Raw genomic sequence first — 13,734 nt, 5'->3', positions numbered from 1 at the left:
CCATGAAGTATACCCCTGTCAAATTTTTAGTCTCTGATTTAGATACTTCTTCATTATCTAAGAGACTACGAAAATTTCCGTATACACTAAAAAAACAAAAAGGTTTTCGCCTAGAGAACGTTACGAAAGATTTTATTTCTGCTAGATTCATCTATAAACTTGAGGAACTAAAGAAAATCCAAGATCCTATGGGTCATGAAACAGAGTTTCTATCCATTATATTTCAAAATATTGAATTCGAAATATACCCACTGCACCGTATATTGATAATACATAATCTACCTAGATCATCGCGATATTTTTTTTCACTCATAGAGCAAGCCTTTGGCCCTCAATTTTCTATGAAATTAGGTTTCTTTAATATGCATAACATACTTCAGCACCTTAAAGAAACCGACACAAATGCCAAGGTGACACAAGTTAGCCTTAAATCTGTTAGGCTTAATAAACTCAACGAAGCTGATGTTACTGCGCGAGGTGATAATCCCGATCAACAATTAATGGAGCTGTATCCTGACTATATGGATAAAATTCACGACATGACAGTTCAGTGCTCTCTTCCTGATAACATTTCCGGGAAAATTAAATTTACTCGAATGGGTTCTGTAACTACGCCTAATAGCAAGCATTTGCAGTGGAAGCCTCTAATAACAAATTTGATCTTGAGTCAGTTAGTTTAAGATTATCAGTATTATGCATTAAACATTGTATCAGAAACCCGTTATTTAAGAGCTTACAAAACAGGCTACATACATCCCCCTCATAGTACAAGTAAACCCTTCGCTTTCCTGAGCCGAAGATCCAGGTTCGATTCCTGGTGAGCCTACCACTCCAAAACTCGCCAAATCCTTATAAAATAAAGGATAAATAGCGACTCTTAAAATCTTGGCATTGGTCTGACCTCATAGTCAGCACACTCACCTCGAAACCACCCCGCAAACCACTAAGGTTTCGAAGATTATACAATCTCTACTCACACTAACCTACCGAAGATAGCTGATAGCCATTAAAGTGTAATGTAAGCTTTCACTGGACATGGAACCTGTGTGGCCGATAGCGCCCCGTCAGCCCTGAAAAGATAATAGCTCAGTTTCCTATTGCCCTGAGAGCCCGATATCTTTATCAACCCAATTATGCTAAAGTCATGTGTTGTGTCTATATGCGTCGGAGCGTCGCCAATGATTTACTTTGCCCCTGTGGTTTATGCACAAGGCGAAGCGACACAAAATGACCAGCAAACCATCCCCGACTACAGCCAGGCCATCGACATGCTTCTGGAGCTTGGTTTCCCTGATAACAAAGGCTACGAGTACAAAACCATCAAATCCCCCGGTCTAGAAAACTCACGCCGCTCCACCTTCTCTTCCTCAGGAGACTCAGCGGACCCACCGAAACTTAAAGGCACCGGATGGCTTACCAAATCCCCGCAGGATCCGAGTAAGCAGCCCGTTATTTTCCTGGATGGCACCTCACGGCTCTACCAAGAATCCAGCTCACCTAATTACACGGCAAATGATCAGCCCATTCAGGGAAAATCCTCAGACGCAAATCTACTGGATGATCTCAAGCTTGTGCAAAAATGGCTCTTGGCGCACTCATCATCACAAACCGAAAGTCACCGATGGCAATATGGAGGAAAGGATGTTTTCACCAGCTACTTTGCCCTGGCATGCCAAGCTCACCGCGCTGGCCATACAAAGGAAGCGAATCAACTCATCGCCACCCTATTCAGGCTCTCTCCATCTCCTGAGAGCATCATCGACGGCGTAATCACTAATATCGCAGATGCCAAACTGAAGGTAGCTACCCAGACGTTCTACAAGAGCAAGGATTGGAAAGCCTACCACAAGGATCTGATCAGTCTGCAAACGACCTACAGCAGAGGCTGGTCCTCACGCTATGCACTCGCCATGCTCATCCCTAAGGTAGAGAAACGTGCCAATGGCGTTGAGATCACCTCCCCCAGCGTGGAAGGAGTCAAGTTCAGTCCAAAGGTTGTCGACATCATCACCCTGACAGGCAAAGATGGGCAGAAAATCTCAGTTCCCATGAGCGATTACTACTCCAGTAGTGATGATCAAGGTCTATGGCTGCTCGACGACCAAACGCATAATCCGTCTGACCCACCCTTCACTCAGCTCACCCAACTGGGGATGGAAGGCTTCCTTGCGCTTGCTGCCCTCATTGGAGATGACACCCTGCTTCTCACAGTTACTGACCCTGGCACTCATTATTCCTCCTATTCGTATGGCTACTCTTACTACAATAGCGATAGTTCTGAGATAGAGCAGGCTGAACAGTTATACCGTAGAATGGACAGGCCAAAGACTCGCGGAGAAATCGCTCTGGCCTACGTAAAACAGTGCCTGCCTGGGCTCTCATCTCGCGACAATTTCTCAGGTGGCCAGCAATACACGGACGATGAAGTTAAGACCACTGCTATCAAGTTCTGGAAAGAGCATCGCAACGACAGCAAGCTAGAACTGGTGACATACTACCTGAAGAATGGAAACCAAACTACCATCTCAAAAGTAGCCGCATCCCTCCTCAAAGACGGCTCCCCTGAAAGTCTTGCTCTCTTCGAAAACACAGTGCTGGAATCAGACTCACCCAGCCAATATTCTCAAGAAGTTAAAAACTACACCCTCAAGCAGAGACAAAAGGCCAAGGACTTCATCTCCAAGTACAAGGAAGCACTCATCAATGAGCTGGGTACAGAGAAGCTCGAAAACTACGAGCACAGCGGCCAATACACCATTATGAATGATGGTGGTGTCGAGAAATTCATTGAGAAACTCCTGCGCTACACTGAAGGACTCAAACCCTCCCAACTTCTTGTTCGCCTGTCGCGCCCCGAGGGAAATACCCAGGAAACTCTGGAACAGCTGCAAGTAGCCTTACAAAGTAAGCCTCTGGGTAAATATAGAAGTAAGTTCGCCTACGCCGCGGCAAAGTCCGATGACGTGAAGGCCATGCAGATCATCACCTTCCTCTTCCAACTGGACAGCTCAGGTCAGGGCATGAGCGAAGCTGGAACAGCTGTTGATGGCGATAGCCCTCAAGCCCCCAAAGAAGGCTTTGACCCACCCCTTTCCAAATTCGAGGCAGAGGACTGGCTAAACTTGCTCCAACGTACAGAGAAACAAGCCAGCCGCTATGGCGAAGGAACAAGTATTGCTGACCGTGTCGGCGTCCTTCTGGAAAATTATGCCAACCCAAATAGCGACCAAGAATATTTTTATCAGCTCTATGCGCTATTGGGCGCTGAGGAGGCCTCCAAACTCTACATCAATAGATCCACTGCCAGACTCAACGGAGAAGACGTTCCCCCACTACCAAGCAAGGACGACGTCTCAGAGGAACGCCTCGAAGAAATCGTCCAGCAAATCACCGATGCCAAGCCTGCTGAAGTACTGACTATCTTGGAAAAATTGAGCGTCTCCGAGCACCTCGCCTGGGACGGTTATCTGGATGAGAATGACCCACCGGAACCCTTTCAGAAACTGGGTAGTCTGATCACCAAGATCGATAGCAGCAGAGCCACGAAAAATGATACCACCCAAAAGGCCGAGGAGGCGCTAAAGAGCTTAATCATTGGCAAAGAACTCAATGCAGAAACTATCCAGAATCTGCTTCCAAAGTTGTCCGAAAATCACCAGTCACTGGCAGGCTACAGCATCAGCATCTCCAGAAATCAAAGCCAGCCGGGCTATGCGGCATACCTCTTTTCTAGCAGTATAATGAAGGCCAGATCAGAGTCTCTCACAACACTAGACAAGGAGATCTCAGAGAAGAAGCATGACCACTATGTGTCACTTCTTTTGAACCCTCGCTCCAATGACGAGTCCAACATCATACTCCATAGTGCTAAAGAAATCACCAAGGATGATGTCTCCAAGATCGTCTCTACTATAGAGAACATGAATCAAGGCTATCTCAATGCAGTAATCACCATCGAAAGCCAAACCTCCATCGCCGCGTCGAATGCTGCACGGGAAGCGAACAAAGATGAGCGAGAAGCCGTCATCAAATTCATCAAGGAAAACGCCAAAGCTAAACTCCCTGACGAGGTCTTTGAAAAAATGGATCTCGAAACTCTCAAACAAATCAAACTACAGCTCGAAGCAAACCCCGGCTCATTTTAAGCCCAGACCAATCACTAACACTTTAACAAAATCCAAACCATGACTATAGCTGCACCAGAGAAACAATGGGAGTCCGTACAGGAATCCGTCAGCAAAATCCGCCAAGAAACCGCCAAGGTCATTGTCGGCCAGGACGAAATCGTTGAGCAAATGCTCGTCTCCCTCCTCTGCAAGGGTCACTGCCTACTCGTCGGCGCACCCGGTTTGGCCAAAACACTACTCGCCGCCACTCTCGGCCAGATTCTCGGCCTCAAGTTCCAGCGCATCCAGTTCACACCGGACCTCATGCCTACGGACATCGTCGGCTCAGAGATCCTTCAGGTCAGTGAATCCGGCGCTCGTAATTTTGAGTTCTCCCCCGGCCCTATCTTCTCCAACCTCATTCTGGCAGACGAAATCAACCGTACCCCGCCAAAAACTCAGGCAGCCTTGCTCGAAGCCATGCAGGAAAAGCAAGTCACTGTCGCCGGCAAGACTCGCAAGCTAGCTGAACCATTCATCGTCTTCGCCACCCAGAACCCGATCGAACATGAGGGTACCTACCCGCTCCCGGAAGCACAGCTCGACCGTTTCTTCTACAACATCTTTATCGACTACCCGAGTATCGAGCAGGAAGCCGAGATCATCGCCCGCACTACCGGCCACTCTACACCACAGGCCAATACTATCCTCGACGCTAAAGGCGTGATGGAACTTCAGGAAGCCGTTCTCGACGTACCTCTTCCAGAAAATGTGGTGCAAGCCATCCTCAAGCTCGTCCACACATCCAGGCCGGATTCCGAACACGCTACCGAATTCGTCAAAAACTACATCGCCTACGGTGCTGGCCCTCGTGCTTCACAGTGCCTGGCTCGCGCCGTGAGAGGCCTCGCCCTGCTGCGCGGAAAATCATCCGCCACAGTCGATGAAGTCAGAGACGCAGCGCTACCAATCCTGCGCCACCGCGTCATCCCGAACTACAACGCTACCGGTGAAGGTATCACCGAAAACCAAATCATTCAGGAACTGGTCAAGTCCATCTAACCATGGCGTCTCAGCAACACAAGTACCTCAAGCCTGAGGACATCAAAAAGCTCCGCAACTATGAATTCGGAGCCAAAGCCCTTGTGGAGGGATACTTGTCTGGCCGCCACCGTTCTCGCCAGCGTGGCTCTTCTACCGAATTCCACGAGTACCGCCAGTACACACCCGGGGATGACCCTGCAATGGTCGACTGGCGCGTCTATGCGCGCTCAGACCGTTTCTACCTCAAGACCTTCGAGCAGGAAACCAATCTCGAATGCCACATCTTCGTGGACTCCTCAGCATCCATGGGCTTCCGGGATGCCGCGGAACTCACCAAGCTGGAGTACGCCTCCTTCTTTGCCGCCTGCCTCTCCTGGCTGGTCATCTACAAGAACGACCGCGTAGGACTACAGCTCTTTGATCGAGACATCCGTCACCACCTACCACCGGGTTCCACCAGGAAGCACCTCCACTCTATTCTAGATTTGTTAGAAAATAACAAACCTGGATCTCAGACATCTCTAGCAGAATCCCTCAAACGCGCGGTTCCTCTGATCAAACGCAAGGGCACCATCGTGATCTTATCGGATTTCTTTGACTCTCCTGAAGACATCTTCAAGGCTCTCAACCCCTACCTACACCGCGGCTTCCGCGTCCACCTTTTCCACGTGCTTGATCCATCCGAGATCAAACTTCCGGACCGTGGTCTCTCCAGATTCGTGGACATGGAGACGGATGAAAACCTTATCGTTCACACCACCAATCTCCGCCAAGCATGGGACCAAGAGCTCCAGCAGCACACCCGTGCCCTGCGCCGCCTCGCAGCTTCTAGACTTGTGGACTACACCCTCATCCCAACCACCGAGTCCTACCACACGCTCTTCGACCGACTCGCCCACTAATTTCTCAGAATCTCACCACAGACTACCTTGTCGATCATCACTACATTCCCTGCACTCGCTTGGCTGATGGCTCTCATTGCCATCCCCGTTCTTGTGCACTTCTTTGCAAGGAGCAAGCCACCTGCGTTCAAGTTCTCAGACATTACCTTCCTGCAGCGCATCCTCAAAAAAACAGCGAGGATCCGTAAACCTCAGGATTGGCTGACACTGGTTCTCAGAACGCTTGCGGTTGCAGCGCTTCTCTTCGCCTTCCTCCACCCGCTACTGATCTCAAAAGATCCCAATAGCACACCGGGCGCAGACAAAAACATCGTATTCGTGATCGATCAGTCCGCGTCCATGGATGCCCATGAAGGTTCAGACACCCGCTTTTCCAAAGCCTGCGTAGAGGTCGCTCAGATGATCCGCGAACTCAAACCAGACAACGCCAATATTGTCTGGCTCAAAGCCAAGCCTAGCACAGCCTTCCCGGCTCCCAGTCCAAACATCGCCTACCTGAACAACCTCCTCCAGCAGAACGAAGCCCGCCACGAGACTGGTTCTATCTCAGGCGCTCTTAGAATGGCAGTCGAGCAGCTCCAGCAAATAGAAGGCAATCGTGAGATTATCCTCATCTCTGACTTCCAGTCCTCTGCCTGGAAAGACGCCGAGCTCCCTGTCCCCGACTCTATCAAATTTACCAAGATCAAGGTCGGTGAATCGCCGATAGAGAATCTCGCCATCACTTCACTCATTGCAGACCCACCATCTCCTGTGAGCGGTCAGAACACCCTGATCACCGCGCGTATCAACAATTTCTCCGACAAAGCAAAGCACTCCACCATCTATCTCAATGCCGGTGGCAGTCGTCAGTCCAAGGAAATTGAAATCCCAGCTTGGAGCCAGACTGAAACAGCCTTCACCTCATCCTTCCGTGCACATGGCAATGTCCAAGTCACCGCATCTCTCAGCGAAGACACATTCCCGGCCGATGACGAACGCCACCTCATTATCCCCGTGCGTGAGACGCTACGCCTGGTTTCCTCCACAAAATCACCCAGTGATGCCTCACGTATCCTTGAACGTTGTGCCAGCGCTCTCCCTTGGCTTTCCCATGACACGACCAACAAACTCCCTTCTCCCAGATCCTGTGACATTCTCTTCCTCCACGACTGGGACGGCACCCAATTAGAAGCAATCGAAAAACTCTCCTCTGAGGGGATGACCATCATTGCTGAGCCCGGCCTCAAATGCCCACCCGCAGTTTCCTCAACCTTCCTGTCACTCCCTCAACCTAGCTCTAACATTGACTACAAAAAGAACGAACAAGGCTGGTCCGCCCAGATCGCCAGCGAGTCTTCGCCAGTCTTTGCCCTCTTCCGCTCCGGCGAGTTTGGCAATCCGGTCAAAGGTTCCTTCCGCTCTCGTATGGAGTTACCCCAGTCATGGCTGAACGCCTCAGGGATTACCACCTTGATCAGCTATACAGACCAGACACCAGCTATACTGAAAAAGAATGGAGACGCTGCCCAACGCCTGCTCTGGAACCTGCCAATATCCCCAGATTCCTCAGATTGGTCTCAGCAAGATCCATTCCTGCCCTTTGTCGCCGAGCTACTGTTACAAATCCAGCCGACCACCACTGCGAACCATTTCGAGTCCATCCCCGGCTCACCGCTGTCATGGGTACTGCCTGAGAACATTACCGCAGACTCCGTATCCCTACTTCCCCCGGCCGGAGAAGCCTGGGCAGTGGAGCTAAAAAATACGGACAAAGGCACCCTCCTGATTTCAAAACAGGACATGGAACCTGGCATCTTCGAGTGGAAGACTGGCTCCACCACTACCCACACTAGTTTCGCAAACTTCCCGCAAACCGAATCCGACCTTCGCCAGATAGACCCAGCTGACCTCTCTCAAGGAGAAGCCGCTGAGACAAGCAGCCTCCTGCGTGAAGATGCCCTTAATCAGGGTCTTCCTCTCTGGCCATGGCTCGCCGCCGCTGCATTGCTATTCCTTCTCGGTGAATCCATCGCCGCCACACCTCCTAAACCGAAAACTTCTGCTTCCTAACAGTGCACCCCGTACTTCCATTATCTACACTCATCCCGCTCATCCTTGTCATTCTGGCTGCGGGCGGCTTCCTCGCATGGAGGTCTAGTTTCCATGCTGCGGGAAAGGTACGGTGGATTCTGCTATCACTGCGCCTGATTGCCCTGATCGCCATCTGTGTTCTCCTACTCAATCCAGGGAAATGGGTACCTGAAAACAGCGACCAGCAGAAAGTTTGGCCCGTCCTCGTCGATAACTCTGCTTCAATGTCTGTAATAGAAGGCAATGAGTCCCGGCTTGACCAAGCCCTGGCTCTCAGCGGCAAAGTAGCCAAGCTGGCAGAGAAAAGCGATCTCGCAACACCTCAGTTCACCTTCTCAGACAGCGCTGCCCCGATCAAAGAAGGAGACTCAGTCTCTGCCATTGGCGACACCACTGATCTGCTCACTTCAGGTTCAGGTATCTTTACTCGCCTGCAAGCAACAGGAACCTCACCCGAAGGCATGATTATCTTCACCGACGGCAGACAAACCTCCGTGCCTTCCAATTCTAACCTCGCTCTGCAGGCGCGCGCAAACAACGCTCCCATCTATGCGGTCCCGATCGGGCATGACGTAAAGGTTGAAGATATTGAACTCACCTCCCCGCGCCGCAGCATCACCGCCTTTCCTAACCAGAATGTCCAAATCACCGCCGCCCTCAACAACCAGAATCTGGGCGAGCAGCAAGTTACCCTCAAGCTACTTAATGAGAAAGGTGACCTTCTCGCCGAACAGGAACTCGAGCTTACTAACAACAAGCTTACGCTGCACACATTCTCCATCAAAGCTCCTGAAAAGTCCGCCAACTGGAAACTCTCTGTCAATCATCTCGCTAACGAGCAGCGCACCAATAACAACGATGCCTCCGTTCACATCCGTATCCTGACAACCAAAACTCGCGTCTTTATCGCAGAAGGTGCACCCTACTGGGATTCCAAATTCCTCGCACAGCTACTCAGACAGCAAACGCACATGGATGTCCACTCAGTCCACCGACTCTCGGACACCAGGTACTTCAGCATCAATTCCGGAGAAGCCACACCCAGCGAATCCTCCACCGAAGTCTTTCCCGATTCTCTCGAGGAACTTTCCCAATACGACCTCATCGTATTCGGCAAGAACAGCGAACACTTCCTCACCCCAAAGCGAATCGACACCCTCAAGACCTTCGTCAGAGATCAGGGCGGAGCCGTTCTATTCTCCCGCGGCAAGCCATACTCAGGCAAGCTTGATGACTTGGAAGCCCTAGAGCCCGTCACTTGGGCAGCAGGAAACACAGCATCCTTCTCTCTCCTCCCCACCTCAGACGGCCAGGCCGCCGGCCTTTTTGGCCAAGCCCTTCCTGAGCCAGACAGCCCGGTCTGGAAATCACTTCCCAAGCTCAAAGACGCTCACCGGATCGATGCGGTGAAACCATTTACCAGGGTACTTGCCCGCGGCACACTCGAGGGCAACCGAGGCACCTTCCCCCTTCTCATGGTACGCCGCTACGGCCAGGGAGTCACCGGCCTGGTCAATGCAGATGGCCTCTGGAAATGGGACTTCTACCCAGAAGCCCGCGAACTAGGAAACATGTACTCTGAGTACTGGACGCAGCTTATCCAGTGGATGGTAGCCTACTCCGAGTTCTTGCCCGGCCACCAGTACTCACTGCGTGCTTCTAACCAAACTGTCGGGATCCAGCAGCCCATCGTCTTCACCCTCAGCTACCGCGGCTCCAAGTCAGACCCAGCACCCAGCGTCAGTATTCAGACACCCGGAGGTGAGGTTCAGAATCTCACCCCGGCCAGCGTGACTTCCGAGAGTGGCAAGCCCACTTGGAGAGCTTCCTTCACTCCTGACCAATCTGGTAACTACGAAGTATCCGTCCTCACAGATGACCAGTCCCCATCTCCAGCTCTACACGTCGTCGCCACCTCACCGCCTAACGAGAAGGACAACCTGAATCCCGACCCTGTTTTCCTCAGAGAACTCGTAGAATCCACTGGCGGTAAAATCATCCATCCCAGCGAGCTCGAGACCTTCTTAACCGAAGCCTTTTCTGACCAAGAACGCATCGAGGTGGAAGCGAACCTCATCTGGCAACCTGCATGGGCCAAATGGTTCCCACCACTCATCATCCTGTCCCTACTCGCAAGCGAGTGGGTCATCCGCCGCAGACAAGGGCTCCCATAAATTTTAATCAGTTAGAGAACGTACCATATGTTCAGCAGAAACCTCAACCGCATCAAACGAAACCACGCACTCGGTCACATCCTGTTGACCGTACTGCTAGTAGCTGGTGTTCTAGCTACCGTGGCCATCATCTATGGCCTAGCAGACATGCTGTGGGCGTTGGAGTCCAGCACGCGGAAAATACTCAACCTGATTCTGATATCGATTGCCGCCTTTACGGTCATTTTCCTAGTCGCTCGCGCTATTTTCAAACCCGCTTCTAGCATCGCGGACTTCGCAGATGAAAAACTAGCTGGATCTGATCACAAAATCCGTGCTGCTCACGACCTCCTGGATCAAGGATCCCCCAATGACCTCCACGCCTACCTGAAACAAAAGTCACTCGATGAAGCGGCGGCTGAACTAAAGAAACTGCAATTAAGTAAACAGCTCCCACTGAAATGGATCACAGGAAGCATAGCCTCCATCCTTGTAATTTTCGGCATCATCACACTACTTCAGAAATCGTTCCCGGAAGCTTACCTCGTAGTGAGCCAGAGAATTTTGGAACCAAGTAGTGACACCCCACCATTCACTAGACTTAGGTTTGAACTCACGCAAGAGAATCAAACAACCTTCTATGGCGGAGAAAACCTCGTCAAAGCCAGCATCACGGGTGATGAGATCAAAGAACAAGTCACCTGTCTGGTAAGAAACCGGGAAACTGGTGAAATTGAAACCACCAGCACCTTCCAACAGGACGAATCTACCTACTCCAGAAAATTCACCAATATCGTCAGTGGATTCGATGTCGCCTTTGCCTGCGGGAAGGCCCGCTCAAACTGGTTGCCAGTAGAAGTACTTCTCCAGCCCAAGTTTACTTCAGCCCAGATCACCGTCACACCACCTTCCTATACCAAGCAGCAGGAAGTCAGCTTCCCTCTTGAAGGAAACGAAATCAAAGTCATCGAGGGATCCACAGTCACTCTGGAAATTACCAGCAACCGCCCTCTATCAGGAGGCACACTCACTCTGACTCCACTGACAAAGGATGAAACTCAAGCTCCTGAAATCATCCTGGGAACTTCTGACAACTCAAGCACTGCCACCTTCAAGTGGGTAGCCAGACGTAGCTCAGACCTTTCCTGCATCATTCACGATGTACGCTCCACCCCTTCCTCTTCCAGTCTCGATCTCACCATTAGCACCTCTGCAGATCTTCCGCCAATCCCAGAGTTAGAATCGCCGAACAGAATGGTACTCGCCACCCCTAAGGCCAAGATCCCTCTGCGTGGCCGCGTGGAGGACGACCACGGCATCGACTCAGTCATGCTGGTGCGTACTCTCGTAGGCTTCAGAGACAGAGCTAAGAACTTGGCTGAATCCGTCGAAAAGAAAGAGTACGACTACTCTCAGCCAATCGATCTCGAAGCTCTTGGCGTACAGCCTGAACAGACCTTGGAATTCTACCTTGAGGCCAGAGACTATAACCCTTCCATGCTAGGTATCGGCTCATCGGATGTAGCCCGCGTCTACATCATTTCCGAGGAAACCTACGCCGCCCGCATCCGAGAATCGGCTACCATAAGAGAATTCCTTCCACGTTACCGAGAACTAGACAGAGCTATCGATGACGCGCGCAAGGCTCTTGAGAGACTTCAAGAGGCCAACCAGAAAGATGACGAGGAAGCCTTCAAGAAAGCTCTCAAGGAAGCCATCGCTGCCCATCTGAAATCTCAGGACCTTGCCCACAAACTCGCAAACGATTTTTACGCCTACGAGATGGAAGGCCGCTTGGGAGACGTCGCCCGCGAAACCCACGACAAACTGATGGAGAACGAGCAGGATCTTCACGACATGGACTACAAAGACGGAAAAGGTGACAACCAGGAAATGATCGAGAAAATGTTAGAACGTCTCGGTGGCGTCGAAGAAAAAGCTGACGATCTGGTCCAAGACGCCGAGAAAGTAAAGAAGATCGGCGAAGTCATGAAATTGGCCGGTGACTTCATGAGAATCTACTACAACCAGCGCTCACTCGCGACCCGCAAAACAAACATCGCCAAAGAGATCAACAAGGGCATCATGCGTAACAAGATGCTCCTACCGAAACTCGGGCAGAGCCAGCTTAAGAACCAGGACGCGCTTGTCAAATTTGCCAAAGAACTGCGTGTAGCGGCCGAACAACTCCCGGATGAAGCGGTCGACCTGAAAGACGGCTCTCTGGAGTTTCTTGAAAAGCTCGAGGGACTTCAGGTTGCTGAAGCCATGGAGGCTGCAGCCAAAGCAGCCAAGATCGGTCAATCCGTAGAAGCCTCCTCTAAGGCCCACCTTGCAGCCAAATTGTTGCAGCAACTCATCGACATGAAGGACAATGAATTCGCCGCTCTCCTACGCGGCGAAATGCCAAAGAACGACTTCAATATGAAGCCCGATGCTAAGAAAACCCTAGAGCAAATGCTAGAGGCCATGCTCAACCGCGCACGCCGCGCAGGCAATCAAGGTCAAGGAGGTGCCGGAGAAGGCGCAGGCGGCGGTGGTATGGGCATGGGTGGCGGAGGGTTTGGCATGGGCCAGGATGGCCAACCCGGCAGCATGGGGAGAAACCTTTCAATGTTTGGCCCCGAGCGCCTTAATTTCAGTGACTCCCCACACGGAAACTCACAAGGCGGGAAAGCAGGTCAAGGCGGAGGTTCAGGCAAAGGCACGCCGCCTTCCGTATCTGGCAGCAACACCATCAAGCCCACTGATCAGCAAGACAGTAATTCATCACGACTCAAACGAGAAAAAGTCCCTGAGAAGTACAGAGATGCCGTGAAGAAATTCTATACGACTCCTTAAACTAATCTAACCGACGAGAGACAAATGAAAATACCCGCAATCATAGCAAGCTTGGTCATGTCCCTAGGCATCGCCACAGCCAAAGAAGGTGCCGTACAATGCGGCAACCTGATCTACGCAGGCACCAAAACATCCAAGTGCTTCAGTGACGAATTCCTGACAACTGTTCAGCAGAAGACATCCGTATCCACTGAGCGCAGATTCAAGCCTGTGAAGCTCTCCTCCGAAGAACTCTTCAAGTTCCCCTTCGTCATCATGACGGGTGAGGGTGATTTCACCCTTACCAGCAAGGAGAGGGAAAACATGAAGAAATACTTGGAGAATGGTGGCTTCCTGCTCGCCTCCCCGGGCTGCTCTAACAAAGCATGGGCCACAGCCTTTGAGCGTGAAATCAAGCGCATCTTCGACAAAGACGCTCTCAAAGACATTCCGATGGATCACGCCCTATTCAAAACCATCTTTACGATCAAGTCGATGAAGCTCAGCCATGGTGGCACTGCCACCTTACACGGCATTACCCACAACGACAAACTCGTGGTCGTATACTCATCGGATGGCCTCAATGACACCTCTAACACAGAGGGGTGCTGTTGTTGAGGGGGGAACGAAATTAAT

The 13,734-nt window shown here is 51.2% G+C and carries 8 protein-coding genes; all 8 read left to right on the top strand.

Annotation, left to right across the window (positions count from 1 at the left end; all coding sequences use genetic code 11):
* Positions 1 to 2 precede the first annotated feature (2 nt).
* Complete coding sequence (locus BUB27_RS05050) at positions 3 to 680, top strand: hypothetical protein (protein ID WP_143158444.1); 678 nt, start codon at positions 3 to 5, stop codon at positions 678 to 680.
* A 498-nt stretch (positions 681 to 1,178) separates the two neighbouring features.
* On the top strand, positions 1,179 to 4,145 hold the full coding sequence (locus BUB27_RS05045) for a hypothetical protein (protein ID WP_143158443.1): 2,967 nt from the start codon (positions 1,179 to 1,181) through the stop codon (positions 4,143 to 4,145).
* 39 nt (positions 4,146 to 4,184) lie between these two features.
* Positions 4,185 to 5,168: an AAA family ATPase gene (locus BUB27_RS05040; RefSeq protein WP_143158442.1), complete on the top strand. Its 984-nt coding sequence runs from the start codon at positions 4,185 to 4,187 to the stop codon at positions 5,166 to 5,168.
* Positions 5,169 to 5,170: 2 nt separating this feature from the next.
* Complete coding sequence (locus tag BUB27_RS05035; protein ID WP_143158441.1) at positions 5,171 to 6,052, top strand: DUF58 domain-containing protein; 882 nt, start codon at positions 5,171 to 5,173, stop codon at positions 6,050 to 6,052.
* 27 nt (positions 6,053 to 6,079) lie between these two features.
* The gene (locus tag BUB27_RS05030) at positions 6,080 to 8,104 is read left to right on the top strand and encodes a vWA domain-containing protein (RefSeq protein WP_143158440.1); all 2,025 of its coding nucleotides are present in this window, start codon (positions 6,080 to 6,082) and stop codon (positions 8,102 to 8,104) included.
* A 2-nt stretch (positions 8,105 to 8,106) separates the two neighbouring features.
* Positions 8,107 to 10,299 carry a hypothetical protein gene (locus BUB27_RS05025; protein ID WP_143158439.1) on the top strand — a complete coding sequence of 731 codons (2,193 nt, stop codon included), beginning with the start codon at positions 8,107 to 8,109 and terminating at the stop codon, positions 10,297 to 10,299.
* A gap of 27 nt (positions 10,300 to 10,326) precedes the next feature.
* The gene (locus tag BUB27_RS19180) at positions 10,327 to 13,119 is read left to right on the top strand and encodes a hypothetical protein (protein ID WP_143158438.1); all 2,793 of its coding nucleotides are present in this window, start codon (positions 10,327 to 10,329) and stop codon (positions 13,117 to 13,119) included.
* 24 nt (positions 13,120 to 13,143) lie between these two features.
* The gene (locus BUB27_RS05015) at positions 13,144 to 13,716 is read left to right on the top strand and encodes a DUF4159 domain-containing protein (protein WP_143158437.1); all 573 of its coding nucleotides are present in this window, start codon (positions 13,144 to 13,146) and stop codon (positions 13,714 to 13,716) included.
* Positions 13,717 to 13,734 lie beyond the last annotated feature (18 nt).

Origin of the sequence: Rubritalea squalenifaciens DSM 18772, assembly GCF_900141815.1 — a bacterium.
Lineage (GTDB): Bacteria > Verrucomicrobiota > Verrucomicrobiia > Verrucomicrobiales > Akkermansiaceae > Rubritalea > Rubritalea squalenifaciens.
The sequence above is the reverse complement of the archived record's forward strand: the minus strand, read 5'-3'. Positions and strand labels throughout refer to the sequence as shown.